The sequence below is a fragment of the Saliniramus sp. genome, from assembly GCF_035311605.1.
Taxonomy (GTDB): domain Bacteria; phylum Pseudomonadota; class Alphaproteobacteria; order Rhizobiales; family Beijerinckiaceae; genus Saliniramus.
In genome coordinates this window covers 1-15,626 of the sequence record NZ_DATGCW010000238.1, presented here as the reverse complement: position 1 = coordinate 15,626, position 15,626 = coordinate 1, and the positions used below count along the sequence as shown (strand labels likewise).

At 65.5% G+C, this 15,626-nt stretch carries 12 protein-coding genes; all 12 read right to left on the bottom strand.

Annotated elements, in window-relative coordinates; genetic code table 11:
- A partial coding sequence (locus VKP01_RS10745) for a hydantoinase/oxoprolinase family protein (RefSeq protein WP_324412138.1) occupies nucleotides 1-2,166 on the bottom strand: 2,166 nt, incomplete at its 3' end.
- Between the two features lie 141 nt (nucleotides 2,167-2,307).
- Nucleotides 2,308-3,348 (bottom strand): NAD-dependent epimerase/dehydratase family protein, encoded by a 1,041-nt coding sequence (locus tag VKP01_RS10740; protein ID WP_324412137.1) that lies wholly within the window; start codon nucleotides 3,346-3,348, stop codon nucleotides 2,308-2,310.
- Between the two features lie 261 nt (nucleotides 3,349-3,609).
- A complete protein-coding gene (gene recN, locus VKP01_RS10735; RefSeq protein ID WP_324412136.1) occupies nucleotides 3,610-5,289 on the bottom strand; it encodes a DNA repair protein RecN in 1,680 nt (559 codons plus the stop codon).
- A 14-nt stretch (nucleotides 5,290-5,303) separates the two neighbouring features.
- The gene (locus tag VKP01_RS10730; RefSeq protein WP_324412135.1) at nucleotides 5,304-6,197 is read right to left on the bottom strand and encodes an outer membrane protein assembly factor BamD; all 894 of its coding nucleotides are present in this window, start codon (nucleotides 6,195-6,197) and stop codon (nucleotides 5,304-5,306) included.
- Nucleotides 6,198-6,362: 165 nt separating this feature from the next.
- Nucleotides 6,363-7,298: a UDP-3-O-acyl-N-acetylglucosamine deacetylase gene (lpxC, locus tag VKP01_RS10725; protein WP_324412134.1), complete on the bottom strand. Its 936-nt coding sequence runs from the start codon at nucleotides 7,296-7,298 to the stop codon at nucleotides 6,363-6,365.
- Nucleotides 7,299-7,596: 298 nt separating this feature from the next.
- Nucleotides 7,597-9,675, bottom strand: coding sequence for a cell division protein FtsZ (gene ftsZ, locus VKP01_RS10720; protein WP_324412133.1), 2,079 nt, complete (start codon nucleotides 9,673-9,675; stop codon nucleotides 7,597-7,599).
- Nucleotides 9,676-9,797: 122 nt separating this feature from the next.
- Entirely contained in the window at nucleotides 9,798-11,132 is a 1,335-nt protein-coding gene (gene ftsA, locus VKP01_RS10715) for a cell division protein FtsA (RefSeq protein WP_324412132.1), read from the bottom strand.
- Complete coding sequence (locus VKP01_RS10710; RefSeq protein WP_324412131.1) at nucleotides 11,129-12,154, bottom strand: cell division protein FtsQ/DivIB; 1,026 nt, start codon at nucleotides 12,152-12,154, stop codon at nucleotides 11,129-11,131. The genes ftsA and VKP01_RS10710 overlap by 4 nt, the downstream gene beginning before the upstream one ends.
- On the bottom strand, nucleotides 12,121-13,044 hold the full coding sequence (locus VKP01_RS10705; protein WP_324412139.1) for a D-alanine--D-alanine ligase: 924 nt from the start codon (nucleotides 13,042-13,044) through the stop codon (nucleotides 12,121-12,123). The genes VKP01_RS10710 and VKP01_RS10705 overlap by 34 nt, the downstream gene beginning before the upstream one ends.
- 123 nt (nucleotides 13,045-13,167) lie before the next feature.
- Nucleotides 13,168-14,478: a mechanosensitive ion channel family protein gene (locus VKP01_RS10700; RefSeq protein ID WP_324412130.1), complete on the bottom strand. Its 1,311-nt coding sequence runs from the start codon at nucleotides 14,476-14,478 to the stop codon at nucleotides 13,168-13,170.
- Nucleotides 14,479-14,500: 22 nt separating this feature from the next.
- The gene (locus tag VKP01_RS10695; RefSeq protein WP_324412129.1) at nucleotides 14,501-14,923 is read right to left on the bottom strand and encodes a DUF3775 domain-containing protein; all 423 of its coding nucleotides are present in this window, start codon (nucleotides 14,921-14,923) and stop codon (nucleotides 14,501-14,503) included.
- Between the two features lie 14 nt (nucleotides 14,924-14,937).
- Nucleotides 14,938-15,297 (bottom strand): STAS/SEC14 domain-containing protein, encoded by a 360-nt coding sequence (locus VKP01_RS10690; protein WP_324412128.1) that lies wholly within the window; start codon nucleotides 15,295-15,297, stop codon nucleotides 14,938-14,940.
- Nucleotides 15,298-15,626: the final 329 nt, after the last annotated feature.

Genomic DNA, 15,626 nt, shown 5'->3' with positions numbered 1-15,626 from the left:
GACGCCCATCTGTTCGGCGATCGACATGAACAGGTTGTTGAAGATCTCCAGCATCACCGGATCGGCCTTGGTGCCGACGGCAACGCGTTGCGGCAGGGCCTCGACGCGGGCGAGCACGAGATGGTCGCGCCCGGTCAGCTTGGCTTCCCAGCCCGGCTCGACCACGATGGTCTGGTTGGGTTCGACGATGATGGCGGGGCCTGGCACGCGATGGCCCGGCTGCATGCTCTCCCGGCGATAGACCCGCGCCTCGCGCCAGCCCTCGGAGAAGAAACGCGTCTCGTGATCATGCGGCGCGGTGCCCGTGGCGGTTTCCGCGACCTCATCCTCGACGAATTGCGCGCCACCGCCGATCGCCTCGATCTCGACCTTCTCGATCACCAGCGGCTTGGTCTCGTCGACGAAGCCGAAACGGCGCTTGTGCGCCTCCTCGAACACACCGCGCATGGCCTGCGCATCGGCGCTTGCGAAGGCCGCGTGCACGGCTTCGCCTTCCAGCATGGCCGCCTCGACCGGCAGCGCCGTATCCGTGCCGGCATAGCGGATATGCGCGCGCACGACGATACGTGTGCGATCGAGCGGGACGCCCTGATGGGCGATCTCGCCCAGAGCCTCGGCGACCAGCGGCGTCGCGGTCTCGACGAGACCCGCCGGGGCTTGATCGTCGAGGGGGATGTCGAGGGCGCCCTGGCGGGTGGCGCGGATATCGGCGAGCCCCATCCCGTAGGCCGAAAGCAGGCCGGAAAGCGGATGGATCAGCACGGTCTTCATGCCCAGCGCATCGGCAACGAGGCAGGCATGCTGGCCGCCCGCGCCGCCGAAGCAGTTGAGCGCGTAGCGGGTGACGTCATAGCCACGCTGCACCGAGATCTTCTTGATCGCCTCGGCCATGTTGGCCACCGCGATCTTGAGAAAACCGTCGGCGACTTCCTCGGCGCTGCGCCCGTCGCCGATGCGCTCGGCGAGTGCGGCGAAATGCGCGCGCACGGCCTCGGCATCCAGCGGCTCGTCGCGGTTGGGGCCGAAGATGCGCGGGAAGAATTCCGGTATGAGCTTGCCGGTCATGACATTGGCATCCGTCACCGCGAGCGGCCCGCCGCGCCGGTAGCAGGCGGGGCCGGGATCGGCGCCGGCGGAATCGGGGCCCACCCGCAGCCGCGCGCCGTCATAATGCAGGATCGAGCCGCCGCCGGCCGCGACGGTGTGGATCAGCATCATCGGCGCCTGCATGCGCACGCCGGCAACTTCGGTCTCGAAGGCGCGCTCGTATTCGCCGTCGTAATGGGCAACGTCAGTGGAGGTCCCGCCCATATCGAAGCCGATCACCTGGCCGAACCCGGCCGAGCGTCCGGTCTCGGCGAGGCCGACCACGCCGCCGGCGGGGCCGGAGAGCACCGCATCCTTGCCCTGAAAGAGATCGGCGGCGGTAAGCCCGCCCGACGACATCATGAACATCAGCCGCGCGCCGATGCGCTCGACCTCCAGCGCATCGGAGACCTGCTGCACGTAGCGTGCGAGGATTGGCGAGAGATAGGCATCGACCACGGTGGTATCGCCGCGCCCGACGAGCTTGACCAGCGGGCTGGTCTCGTGGCTGACAGAGACTTGCGGGAAGCCGATCTCGCGGGCGATTCCCGCCACCAGCTTCTCGTGATCGGCGAAGCGATAGGCATGCATGAAGACGATGGCGACCGCCTGATAGGCCTCGCTGCGGGCCTGTTCCAAAGCGGCCTGCACGACCTCGGGATCGGGTGCCGCCTCGACGGTGCCATCGGCGAGGATGCGCTCGTCGATCTCGATGACGCCGTCATAGAGCTCGTCGGGTTTCTTGACCGCTTTGGCAAAAATGTCGGGTCGGCCCTGATAACCGATGCGCAGCGCATCGCGAAAACCCTTCGTGGTGACGAGCAGCGTGCGGTCGCCCTTGCGTTCGAGCAGGGCGTTGGTGGCGACCGTGGTGCCCATGCGCACCTCGCCGATGGCGCCTTTCGGGATCGGCTCGCCATCCTTCAGGCCGAGCAGATCGCGGATGCCCTGCACCGCCGCATCGCGATAGGCGCCGGGATTTTCCGAGAGCAGCTTGCGCGAGGTGAGCGCGCCCTGCGCATCCTTGCCGATCACATCCGTGAAGGTGCCGCCCCGATCCACCCAGAAATCCCACGCCATGTCGCCTTGCTCCCGTCTGATTTTCGCAGTGCGCAATTAAGCCTGCGCGGGGCGCTGGGGCAAGTGCAGTGGTGGGGCGTGTGGGCCAAGACGGGGTTGTATGGCAAGAATGCGGACGCGAACCGGCCTTTATCGGCTTGCTCACCCGATCGCGTAATAGTCCCGATACCAGGCCACGAAACGCCGCACGCCTTCCTCGACCGTTGTCCCGGGGCGATATCCCGTCAGGGCTTCGAGCAGATCGGCGGAGGCGACGGTTTCGCGTACATCGCCCTTTTGCATCGGCAGCATGTTGCGGATCGCTTCAAGACCGAGCTCGCGCTCGATGGTCTCGATGAAGGGCAGGAGCCCCACCGGCTGACCGCCGCCGATATTGACCACGCGCCACGGCGCGGCAGGCGAGAGCGAATCATCGACACCCTCGGCGGGTTTGCCCGCCTCCGGCGGGGTCTCGATCAGGCGGGTGATGGATTCGATCAGGTCGTCGATATAGGTGAAATCGCGCTGCATCCGGCCCTCGCCATAGATATCGATCGGCTCGCTCGCGAGGATAGCCTTGACGAATTTGAACAGCGCCATGTCCGGTCGCCCCCAAGGGCCGTAGACGGTGAAAAAGCGAAACGCCGTCGTCGGCAGGTTCCACAGATGCGCATAAGAATGCAGCATCGCCTCGTTGGCCTTCTTGGTGGCCGCATAGAGCGTGATCGGATGATCGGTGCGCTGCGTCTCGCCGAAGGGCATCTCGGTATTGGCGCCGTAGACGGAACTCGTGGAGGCGGCGAGGAAATGCCGGGGCGCGCTCTCGCGCACACCCTCCATGACGTTGAAGGTGCCGGTGAGATTCGAATCGATGTAGGCGCGCGGATTTTCCAGCGAATAGCGCACGCCGGCCTGGGCCGCGAGATGGATCACCGTATCCGGCTTCGCCTGCGCGAAGATCTCCGCAATGCGCGCGGCGTCCTCCAGCATCACCTCATGGAAACGGAAGGCGTTGGTGCCCTCGCCGCCCGCGCCCCGCAAATGCGCGAGGCGTGCCCGTTTGAGACGCACGTCATAATAATCGGTCATCCCGTCAATGCCGATCACCACCCAGCCATCCGCCAGCAAGCGACGGGCGAGGTGGAAGCCGATGAAACCGGCAACGCCGGTGACGAGCGCTGTGCGTGTGGTGGTGACGTTCATTGATCCCGTGCCCAGTCGGCAGATACGGCGCATTTCATGGCACGCACCTTATCCGTTTCCCCTTATCACCCGAACCGCGTTCAAACCAGAGCCCAGGCATGGGGCGGCGTATAACCCGGGCCCTGTGCACGCTCTCTGGACTCTCGCGCGCGCACTCGTGTGATCCAGGGCATCATTCCGTCAGGTGGATACTGGCTGACGGAATGAGGCGTTGAGCAACCACCTGGAGCGCCCGTCCTGACTCCGTCAGGTCGGAACGCACTAGTGCCGGGCGAGGGCGCCTTCGAGGAGCTTGATGGCGGCGGCGCGGGCTTCGCTGGTGATGGTGGCGCCGGCCAGCATGCGGGCGATTTCCTCGCGGCGGTTTTCCTCGATGAGTGGCGCGACGCGCGTCGCCACCCGCTCTTCCTCGGCGATGGATTCCTTGGCGATGAGGAAATGACGTTCCGCGCGCGCTGCGACCTGCGGGGCGTGGGTGACGGCCATTACCTGTGTGCTCGCGGCGAGGCGCGCGAGGCGCTGGCCGATCGCATCCGCCACGGCGCCGCCGACGCCGGTATCGATTTCGTCGAAGACGAGGGTCGGCGCGGAGCCGCGATCGGCCAGCACCACCTTCAAGGCCAGCATGAAGCGCGACAGCTCCCCGCCGGAAGCGACCTTCATCATCGGTCCGGCGCGCGTTCCGGGGTTGGTCTGGGCCCAGAACTCAACCCGGTCGAAGCCGCTGGCGTCACGCGACTGTTCATCGACCGTGATATGCGTGATGAAGCGCGCGCGCTCCAGCTTGAGCGGCGGCAACTCTCTCTCGACGGCGGCATCGAGCGTCGCGGCCGTCTTCGCCCGAGCGGCGCTCAGGCCTTGTGCGGCTTCCCGATAGGCGGCCTCGGCCTGCGCCAGGGCAGCTTCGCGGGAGGCGAGTTCCTCTTCGCCTGCATCGATTGTGGCGACATCTGCGGCGAAACGCGCGCGCAGCTCCGCGAGATCATCGGGTAGAACGTCGTATTTGCGACCGGCTGCGCGCAGGGCGAAGAGGCGCTCCTCGACATTCTCGAGCTCGCGCGGGTCGAATTGCGCATCGCGCAGCGCCTGTTCGAGTGAATCACGCGCCTCGTCACAGGCGACGAGCACGGTATCGAGGGCGCGCACGCTCGGCTCGATCAGCTGCGGCGCCTGCTCGGACCGCCGCTCCAGCCGGCGCAGGGCGGCCGAGATCGCGGGGACGGGAGAGGCCTGGCCGGAGAGGACGTCCTGGGCATCGGAGAGTTCGGCGGTGACCTTCTCGGCCTGCATCATCTCCTGTCGCCGTGCCGCCAGCTCGGCCTCCTCGCCGGGTTGCGGCGCAAGCGCGTCGAGCTCCTCGACGGCATGGCGCAGATAATCGGCGTCGCGGCGCGCCTTCTCGATGCGCGCGCGCTGCGTGTCGAGCGCCTTGCGCGCCTGCGACACGGTGGCAGCTGCGTCGCGTACGGCGGCGACGGCGGATTCATGCCCGCCATAGGCGTCGAGAATCGCGCGATGGGTCGCCGGATCGATCATGGCGCGGTCATCATGCTGGCCGTGGATCTCGACCAGTTTCGTGCCCACCGCGCGCAGAACCTGGACACTGACCGCCTGATCATTGATGAAGGCGCGGGTACGCCCATCCGCCATCTGCATCCGGCGCAGGATCAGGTCGCCCTCGGTATCGATATCCGCTTCCGCCGCGATGGCGCGGGCGGGATGGTTCGTCTCGACATCGAACACGGCTGTAATCTGCCCCTGCGATTCGCCGTGGCGCACGAGCGACCCGTCGCCGCGCCCGCCCAGCGCCAGGGCGAAGGCGTCGAGAAGGATCGACTTGCCGGCACCGGTCTCGCCGGTGAGCACGCTCAGCCCGGCATCGAACTGGAGCTCGAGCCGGTCGATCAGGACGATGTCGCGGATCGAGAGCTGAACCAGCATGGGTTTTGCCGGTTCTAGAAGCTGATCAGGCCGCGCGTGAAATCGGCGAAGGCACGGCTGATCCATGATTGCCGGTTCTCGCGCGGTTCCAGGCCGCCCGATTCGAGCAGCACATAGGCATCGCGATACCAGCGGCTCTCGGGGAAATTATGCCCCAGAACCGCAGCCGCCGTCTGCGCTTCATCCGTAATACCGAGCGCGAAATACGCCTCGGTCAGGCGCGAGAGCGCCTCCTCGACATGGCGCGTCGTCTGATACTCGGAGACCACATTGCGGAAGCGGTTGATCGCGCCGGTATAATTGCGCTGGTTCAAATAAAAGCGCCCGACTTCCATCTCCTTGCCGGCGAGCTGATCATAGGCCAGCAACAGCTTGGCCTGAGCATCCTCGACATATTCCGAGTCGGGATAACGGTCGATCAGTTCCTGGAATGCGAGGATGGCACGCTGCGTGCGTTCCTGATCACGCGTGATATCCGGAATCTGGTCATAATAGGCCATGGCCATGATGTATTGCGCATAGGCTGCGTCTTCGCTACCGGGATACTGGCGCAGGTAGCCTTGGGCCACACCGATCGCATCATCATAGGCGTTGGCGCTGTAATAGGCGAAGGCCTTCATCACCAGCGCTTTTCTTGCCCAGTCCGAGACCGGATACTGGTCCTCGAGATCGGTGAAGCTCTCGATCGCGCGCTGGTAATCCCGGCTCTCGATCCCGGCGAGGCCCTGATTGTAGAGCTCCTCAGCCGGCTTCTGCTCGATGATCTCGGGCGTGTAACGCTCCGCGCGATCGAACGGATTGAGCGACGTCATGGTATCGCAACCGGCAAGGGCTAGCCCCAGACCAGCGACGACGAGCGCGCGGGAGATACCCGCTTTTGCGCCGAAAAACGCATTCGCGAAAGACATGCTCCGTCAAACCTCCGAAATCCTGACGTCGCCCGAGCTGCGCCGTCGAGGCTGTTTAGCGCAGCCGCGCCCGCGACGCAAAGGCTGATCGCACCCCGTCATGCAGGAAGCACGGTACCGAAGCAACGGCGCGACATGCGAGCACGTATTTGGCTGGTGGACGGTTCAGCGAAGGGAATTGCCGAAGGCCGGTGCGCCGACATTGCTCGCAGCATGTTCACGGCGCGGTGCGAGCTCCACCAGTTCGTAGTTGGCGCGATCCGAGAACAAGGCTTCGAGAACGGCGAAATTGAGGCGGTGACCGCCGCAATAGGAGCGATAGGAACCGAGGATGGGGTACCCGGCGAGGGCAAGATCGCCGATCGCATCCAGCAACTTGTGGCGGACGAACTCGTCGGGAAAGCGCAGGCCTTCCGGGTTGACGACACCGTCTTCCGAGACCGCGACCGTGTTATCGAGCGAGGCGCCGAGCGCAAAACCGACTTTCCACAGATGTTCGACATCGCGCATGAAGCCGAAGGTGCGGGCACGGGCGATATCACGGCGGAAGGCCCGGGGATGTGATTCGTGCACCCAGCGCTGCCGGCCGATCGCGGAATCGGTGAAGTCGATCTCGACATCGAGGCGCAGGGGGGCGTCATGCGGGGTGAGTTCCGCGAAGGCCTTGCCGGAATCGACCCGTACGGGACGGCGGATGCGCAGGGCGCGGCGCGGCGCCTCGGTCGCGACGAGGCCGACTGCATCGATTGCATCGACGAAGGGCGCCGCACTGCCATCGACGATCGGCAGTTCCGGACCATCGATCTCGACCAGCACGTTGTCCACACCGAGCCCGGACAGGGCCGCCATCAAATGCTCGATCGTGGCGACAGCGCCGGTATTGCGGTCGCCGACGACGGTGCACAGCTCCGTCGCCGCGACATTCATGTGCCGCGCATCGATCAGGCGATCAACGCCGTTGGGAAGATTGGTGCGGAGAAAGACGATGCCGTGATCCGCATCGGCAGGGTGGAGAGCCATCTTCACGCTGTCGCCGGAATGAACCCCGATCCCCGACACGACCGTCGAGGAAGCCAGCGTGTTCTGATGCGTTTGTTTCATTATGCTCACCTCGGCAAGAGCCGTCACCGGAAATCGCTTCCCGTGCCACGATCAGACCCTGTCCGTTGTTGATGCCCCGACACGGCGTATGTGCCGTGTGACCCGTTGTTATCTGGACGCACCATAATCATGGCAGACGTGCAGGCCAAATCACGCTTTCTTTCGCTCTGTTACAATTGATACGAAATTTGAGGCTATCGCTAATGTATTGAAATATTTTGTTTTTTAAAGAAAACCGCCCCGGATGATCGATCCGGGGCGGATTGTGTTCAAGCGATGGCCCGAAGATGACGCCGACTCACTGCGCCTGTCTGCGCAGGAAGGCCGGGATTTCCAGCTGATCGTCATCGAGGCTGCGTGCCGGGGCCTGGCCGCGGCCATGGGCGTCCAGCTGTCCCTGAGCCGGGCGATATCCCTGCGGCGCCGCTGGACGTTTGGCGAATTCCGCATGGGCCGGCGACATGCCGGGCGCTGCCGGGCGCTGTGCCGGGGGCTGGGGCTGCAGCTGCGCGGCAGCCTGCCGGGGAGCCTGAGCCGGTGCGCTCGGCGCGGTTGCGGGCATCCCGCCGGCATGAGCGGAATGCTCCTGACGCGGCGCCGGCTCCGGCTGATGGCCGTGATCACGCCCGTATTCATGCCCGTATTCATGCCCGTATTCATGCCCATGATCATGGCCGTGCACCGGCTGCTGATTCTCCTCACGGCGTCCGAAACCGACCGTGGCCAGGCGCTGCAACAGGCTCGGGCGCTTGCCTTCGGCCTCATGATGCGCCCGGATCTGGTTCTGGGCCGGGACCGGCAATTCGTCCACACGCGGCATGCGCGGTGCCCGCAGCACCTGCTCGGGCTGTGGCGGCATGAAGGGCGCGTCGTGGCCCTGTTGCCCGGCCGAATGAGGCATTTCGGTGGAGGCTGCGGAGACCGGCGCATTGGCAGCGACAGAGGGCTTCTGCGGCGCAGCGGGTTGAGGCGTGGGCTGCTGCGGCGCGGGCTGTGCTGCCGCCTGCGCTGCGGGAGCCTGCTCGGCCACGGGGGCGAAGCGTGCGACCGGCGCCTGCGGTGCGGGCTGTTGCGCGCGGACCTGTTCCTGCTGCGGCGGGTTCGTTTCACCCTGCGGCTTGGCCGAAGGTTCGGCGAGCGCCTGCGCGACGGCGGCGGACGGATCGGGGCGTGGCGCCTGTGCCGGCGCTGCGGCTTCTGACCTGGTCGCGTCATCCGCCGGCTCAACCGGGGTTTCCGAAGCGGGCTGCGCAGCCGCAACGGGAGAGGCTTCGGCGGGCTTGTTCCCCTGAACCAGTGAACGCTGCGCCGCCGCCTGGGCGGCCCGGGCACGGGCCTCGGCGCGCAGCCGCTCGGCCACTTCCGCGATGCGCTGCTCGGTCGCCGTCACCTCACCGGCATCGACACCGACTTCGTGGTCGATCCCCGTGGCGACAACGGAGACGCGAATCACGCCCTCGAGGCCTTCGTCGAAGGTGGCGCCGAGAATGATGTTGGCTTCCGAATCGACCTCCTCGCGGATGCGCGTAGCGGCTTCGTCGACTTCGTAGAGCGTCAGGTCCGGGCCGCCGGTGATCGAGATCAGCAGGCCGCGTGCGCCACGCATGGAGACGTCGTCGAGCAGCGGATTGGCGATGGCCGCCGCCGCAGCGGTCATGGCGCGATCCTCGCCGCTGGCTTCGCCGGTGCCCATCATGGCCTTGCCCATGCCGCGCATGATCGCGCGGACATCGGCGAAATCGAGATTGATCAGACCTTCCTTGACCATCAGATCGGTGATGCAGGCCACGCCGGAATAAAGCACCTGGTCGGCCATGGCGAAGGCATCGGCGAAGGTGGTCTTCTCGTTGGCGACGCGGAACAGGTTTTGATTTGGAATCACGATCAGCGTGTCGACCGATTGCTGCAATTCCTGAATGCCCGATTCGGCCAGGCGCATGCGGCGCGAGCCCTCGAACTGGAAGGGCTTGGTCACCACACCCACGGTGAGGATGCCCATCTCGCGGGCCGCCTGGGCGATGACCGGGGCGGCACCCGTGCCCGTACCACCGCCCATCCCGGCGGTGATGAAGGCCATGTGCGCACCCGAGAGCTGATCGCGAATCTCGTCGATCACCTCTTCCGCCGCCGCGCGCCCGATATCGGGCTGCGAGCCGGCGCCGAGACCCTCGGTCACGGCGATGCCCATCTGGATGAGACGCTGTGCCTTGGACGAGGTGAGCGCCTGGGCGTCGGTATTCGCCACGACGAAATCGACGCCCTGAAGCCCCGATTCGATCATGTTGTTGACCGCATTGCCGCCCGCGCCGCCGACGCCGAAGACGGTGATGTGCGGCTTGAGTTCCCGGATTTCCGGAGCTTGCAGACTGATTGCCATGACTTCGTGCCCTCTCGGCCCCCTCGTGGCCTTTTCCGTGACCCGGCGCAGCGGACCGCGCCTTACGCTTTCATCCCCGGTTCCGATGCGGCTGCGCCGGATCCGGATGCTTGACTTGACCTCTAGAAACTCTCCCGCAGCCAGCGCCCTACCCGCGAGAGATAGCCGTCGGTTCCGGTTCCTGCGAAAAATCCGCCATTGCGCATGTCGAAATACTCTTCATGCGCGATCTGCGGATAGACGAGCAGCCCCGTCGCCGCCGCGAAGGCCGGGCCTTTCGCAGCTTCTGGCAGGGCCTTGATGCCGAGCGGGCGACCGATGCGGACCTGCCCCTCGAGAATGCGGGCGGCCTGTTGAGGCAGCCCGGCCAGCTGTGACGCCCCTCCGGTAAGCACCACGCGCCGACCCGGGCGCGGCGTGAAACCCACGGCGGCGAGGCGGTCGCGCGCCAGTTCCAGAATTTCCTCGATACGCGGCTGGACGATCTTCACCAGCTGCGATTTTGGCAGATGCTTCCTGGCGCTGCGCTCGTCGTCGCCGATCTGCGGCACCGTGAACAGGTCGCGCTCGTCGGTTTGGTCGGCCATGGCCGATCCATGCACCAGCTTGAGCCGCTCGGCCGCCGCGATCCCGGTGGAGAGGCCGCGCGCAATATCCATGGTGACGTGATGGCCGCCCACTGCGAACGCATCGACATGGGCCAGATGGCCGTTCTCGAAGACTGAAATCCCGGTCGCGCCGCCACCGCAATCGATCACCACGGCCCCCATTTCGCTCTCGTCATCAGCGAGGGCGGAAAGCCCGGCGGCAAACGGCGAAGCGACCACGGCCTCGACCCCGAGATGGCAACGCTCCACCGCGAGCATGAGATTGCGCACCGCTGCCGACTGCGCCGAAACCACATGCAGGGCGACGCCGAGATTGTCACCGATCATGCCGGCCGGATCGGCGATGTCGGACTGTGCGTCGAGGCTGTAGCGCGTCGGCAGGGCGTGGACGGCGATGCGCTCCTGCGCGATCCCGTCCGTCGCCGCCAGACGCAGCACCCGGGCGCGATCCTCCTCGCCGACCGGGCCGCCGCGTACCGAGATCTGGGCCTCGAAATGCTGCGAACCGAGGCGCGCGCCCGACAGGCCGAGAATCACCGACTGGATTTCCACCCGCGCCATGCGCTCGGCGGCATGCACCGCCTGGCGAATCGCGTTCTCCGCCGCTTCCAGGTCGACGACGACGCCGCCCTTGAGGCCTTGCGAACGGTGGTGGCCGATCCCGACGACGCGCACCAGATGGCTGCGCCGGCGCAGGGTCTCGATCCCTTCCCAGGGCTGGAGCTGCGCGACGATGCAGACGACCTTCGTGGTGCCGATATCGAGCACGGAGAGCATGGTGGAACGCCGCGGTGGCAGTGGTTTCAGGCGCGGCGTCATGTTCTGATTCAGGGGATTGGTCGGGCTCATGTGCGCACCTCCCGACCACGCAGGGGACGTTTGCGCATCTCCGACTCATAGGCGGACCACGATTCCGCTGTCAGCCGCACAACCACACGATCCGGCATGCGCAGATCAATGGCGATCACGTCCTTTTCAAGAAGGTCATGCTCAGCATCAAGGCGCGCGAGCCGCTGCAGCGCTTCGGCCGGCTCGTCTTCAGGCAGGCGCACATCCATGCCGTTATCGAGCTTGAGCGTCCAGCGCCGCTCGGCGACGAGTGTCCCGGCCCGTATGCGCTGGCTCAGCGCGCCGGCGGCATCGATCAGCTCGAAATATTCCGCAAGACGCGTCTGCGCGCCTTCACCGACGACCTGCGGAAGCGGCAGATAGCGCGGATCGGGGCGGAAATAGTCGATCACCTCCCCGTCCATGGCGATGACATAGACGTTGCCATCCACCTGCCACAGGGCGAAGGGTTCGCGTTCGACCACATTGATGACGACGCCGTCAGGGTAGAGCTTGCGCACAGTGGCGCTGTGCACGAGCGGCAGCGATTCGAGTGATTCGCGCGCCGTCGTGACATTAAGGAAGGGCAGGGCGACGCGGGGGTCGATCCCCGCAGCATTGAGGATTTCGCGCTCGCGCAACTGGATCAGGCCGGTCATGGCGATCTCGGAAATGCCGAAACCGAAGATCTGCGCGGCGATATGATGCGGGCGCCCGCGCTCCTCGAAGAACTGCGCAATCTGTCCGCTTGCGGCGAGGCCGGTCACGGCTGTGGTGCCGAAGAAGCCGAGTGCGAGCCACAGGCCGACGAAACGCGGCAATTGCCGCTCCAGCCGTTCCAGCGCATTGCGCGGACGGGCCCGGCGCGCAGGATCGCGATAGCGGGTGAAGGGAAGCGCACCGAAGGTCAGCGAGGCGAGACGCTGCAGCACGCGCCGCCCGGGGCCGGTTCCGGTCTCACCCGGAGCCTGCCGCGCACGCGCATCCGCTCGACCGGGCGCACCGGTCTTCAGCGGTTCAAACTGGCGTCCTCGACCATCCATCGTACAAGCTCACCAAATGATATGCCCTTGTGGGCGGCGATTTCGGGCACCAGGCTCGTCTCGGTCATGCCGGGCTGCGTGTTGACTTCCAGAGCGACGAGGAGGCCGCTTCCGCCCGGCCCGTCATCGTATCGGAAGTCTGTGCGACTCACCCCGCGGCACCCGAGAGATTGATGCGCCGTTAACGCCAACTGTTGAATGTGTTGGTAAATATTCGGTTTAATTTCCGCAGGCAGGACGTGGATCGAGCCGCCTTTCGCATATTTCGCGTCGTAGTCGTAGAAGCCACCCGTCGCGGGCTTGATCTCGATGATGTCGAGGGCTGTGTCGCCCATCACCGCGCAGGTCAGTTCACGGCCTGCAACATATTGCTCTGCAAGCACTTCATCGCCGAAGCTCCAATCCGTTCCGCTCAGTTCCTGCGGTGGCGGACGGGCTTCGTCGCGTACAATGATGACCCCGAAGGAAGAGCCCTCGGCGATCGGCTTGATCACATAGGGCGGCTCCAGCACATGCGTTTGCGCCACCGCGAACCGGTTAACGACTTTCCCCACGGGAACGGGCACGCCGGCCGCCGCCATCACGGTCTTGGCCTTGACCTTGTCCATGGCCAGAGCCGAGGCGAGCACCCCGGAATGCGTGTAGGGAATGCGCAGATATTCGAGCAGGCCCTGGATGCGCCCGTCCTCGCCCATCGGCCCGTGCAGGGCGTTGAAGGCGATATCGGGTCGCAATGCCGCGAGCGCGGAGGCGACGTCGGGCGTGACATCAAGCCGCGTCACCCGGTAGCCCTCGCCCTCCAGCGCATCGGCGCAGGCGGCGCCGCTCTTCAGGCTGACCTCCCGCTCGGCGGACCAGCCGCCCATCAAGACCACGACATGTTTCATCACGCACTCCACCGCGCCGGTCTCGAGGCGACGCATGGCGCCATGTCCGCATCCGGCAAGAATGCGTTAAGCATGAGGCCGCATGGTTTCCGGATGGTAAATAGCCCGGCGGATTGAGGCTGCGGGTCAGCCCGGCGGCTGCCGGTCCTGCAGGATCACCTCGCGATGCGGGTAGGGGATCTTCACGCCTGCTTTCTCGAATGCGTCCCACAGGGCGAGGAAGACCTGGCCGCGCACATTGGTGAGACCGTTGCGCGGGTCGGCGATCCAGAAACGCAGCACGAAATCGAGGGAGGAATCGCCGAAGCCGAGCAGATGGCACACGGGTGCGGGCTGCGTCTGCACCCGCTCGACGATGCCGGCGGCTTCTGCGGCGAGCGCGCGGACGCGATGCGGGTCACTGTCATAGGAGACCCCGAAATTCGCGTCGATGCGCACGAAATTGTCGCTGAAGGACCAGTTGATCACCCGATTGGTGATGAAATCCTCGTTCGGGATCAGGAACTCGACGCCGTCGCGGGTGACGATCGAGACGAAGCGCGCACGGATCGAGCGCACCCAGCCGACCTTGTCCCCGAGCGAGATCGTATCCCCCGGCTTTATCGACTTGTCGGCCAGGATGATGATGCCGGAGAGATAATTTGAGACCACCTTCTGCAGGCCGAAACCGATGCCCACGCCGAGCGCGCCGGAGAATACCGTCAGCGCCGTCAGGTCGATACCGATCGAAGTCAGTGCGATCACAGTGGCGAGCACGATCAGGCCGATGCGAACCAGCTTGCCGATCAGCACACGCAGGCTGGGCGTCAGCTCCTCGGTATGGTTTAGCCGATCCTCGATTACCCGCCCGAGCACGACCGCGACCCAGAGTGCTGCCGCGACGATGAAGCCCGCCTGCAGCATCACCAGCAAGGACAGTCGCATCCCGCCGATTTCCATCGCCGTGGCGTCGAGACCGCTCGCGAGCGGCGCCCACAGACCCGTTAGACGCAAGGCGACGAAGCTCCAGGCCAGGATGGCCGCGAGGCGGCCGACCACCCGATTGCGGATCAGGCGCGTGACGATGGAGATCAGCACCCAGGCGCTGGCGAGCGCGGCGGCCAGGAAGACCAGGTGGGCATCGAGGGCGAAGTCAGCTGCGCGAATGGCGGCATAGGCCAGCCAGAGCAGAGCGGCCAGCGTGATCGTCACCATGCGCCGCATGATGATCACGGCCAGCCGCAAAAGGCTGATATTCTCGCGGATGCGCCGTGCATGGCGCTCGAAACGCAATTCGAACCGCCGCCCCACGGCAAAGGCGATCACCCCGATCATCGCAATCAGGAGGATCTGGCCGATGACCAGCGGATCGACGAGCTGCGCCAGCAAGGCGGCAGCGAAATCGGTCAGCAGCTGCGGATCCGGCGGTTCGATACGGGTTGGTAAGGGAACGGTCATCCCGGAGCTTCAGGCGGGCGCGTCATTCGCCTTCCTCTGACACCGGATGGCCCAGTTCCGCAAGACCTTCCTCAAGGTAATCGCCGAGCAGTGGCATGCCCATCAGGTAATCGGCATTCTTGTCGCCGTGGCGATCCACGGCCAGCGCGCGTGCCTCCTCGAAGCTGGTGCGATCGAAATCGCCGCGTCCGAGCCACGCAAGGGCGATCAGATCGACCGCTTCGCTGTCATTGAGGCCGTTGATCACGGCCCGCAGCTCGGGGCCGGTATTGTCATCGCGGCGGCTCTCCAGGATGCGCATCTCGTCGTCATCGATCGGATTCGAGGCGTCGGAACTGGCGCCGGGGGCGACTTTCACGTCATAGGCGCGCGCATGCAGAACGATTTCGTGCACCATGCTCACGCTGATATTGAGGTCGACGGGGCTTTCGTCGCGAATGGTCATGAACTGATCCTCTCTTATGTCGCGCGCAGCCAGGCGCGGGCCTCGGCTTCCTCGCCGTGGTGGAATTCCCGGTGCTCACCACCCGTGAAAAACTCGGTAATGCGCGCCACAAGGCGCTCGCCGGACCTATCGACAATCAGGGCGACGCGCGCCGTCTCGTCGCGATGCCGGGCGAGGAAGGAGAGTTCCTCCCAGGCCGCCATCGGCTCGACACTCTCCAGACCCAGGAGCTCCACAAGAAGCCTGAGCGGCTTGCGCTCCGAAAACAGGCGGTCGAGCTGCGGGATCGCCTGCTCGACTTCATGGGAAGTGACGATCCCCGACAACCGCAGCCGCACGATGTCGCTCGCATAGCTTTCGTTGATTTCCAGCAACCCGCTTTCTCCTTCTCGCCTGCTTTCGGTGCGCCCGCGCCCCGCCTTCCCGACAGATTTTTCGTCGTTCGCGTCCCGTGACAACCCCCGAACCCCGGCTCGGGTTCGAGGCCGTGCAGCATCTGACAAAATGCTATATGATACGCGCGTTCGCGCCATCGGGGGCATTCCCGATCAGCGCTTTCAGGGCGGATGAATACGTGAGCGAATCAACCGGCACCCCTTTCTCGGGAAGAACGACGCCTTTGCCGGGGCGCCCGTTCGGATTCGGGCCCGGGGAATGGAGTGGCGCCTTCGGCGATCTCGGCACGCTCCTGCCGCTGACACTC

Excerpts from the sequence above, each read along its gene's own strand:
- VKP01_RS10695 (WP_324412129.1), bottom strand. The coding sequence starts at position 14,923 with ATGACCATTCGCGACGAAAGCCCCGTCGACCTCAATATCAGCGTGAGC.
- recN (WP_324412136.1), bottom strand. The coding sequence starts at position 5,289 with ATGCTGGTTCAGCTCTCGATCCGCGACATCGTCCTGATCGACCGGCTC.
- VKP01_RS10730 (WP_324412135.1), bottom strand. The coding sequence starts at position 6,197 with ATGTCTTTCGCGAATGCGTTTTTCGGCGCAAAAGCGGGTATCTCCCGC.
- VKP01_RS10700 (WP_324412130.1), bottom strand. The coding sequence starts at position 14,478 with ATGACCGTTCCCTTACCAACCCGTATCGAACCGCCGGATCCGCAGCTG.
- VKP01_RS10710 (WP_324412131.1), bottom strand. The coding sequence starts at position 12,154 with ATGGATGGTCGAGGACGCCAGTTTGAACCGCTGAAGACCGGTGCGCCC.
- ftsZ (WP_324412133.1), bottom strand. The coding sequence starts at position 9,675 with ATGGCAATCAGTCTGCAAGCTCCGGAAATCCGGGAACTCAAGCCGCAC.
- ftsA (WP_324412132.1), bottom strand. The coding sequence starts at position 11,132 with ATGAGCCCGACCAATCCCCTGAATCAGAACATGACGCCGCGCCTGAAA.
- VKP01_RS10740 (WP_324412137.1), bottom strand. The coding sequence starts at position 3,348 with ATGAACGTCACCACCACACGCACAGCGCTCGTCACCGGCGTTGCCGGT.
- lpxC (WP_324412134.1), bottom strand. The coding sequence starts at position 7,298 with ATGAAACAAACGCATCAGAACACGCTGGCTTCCTCGACGGTCGTGTCG.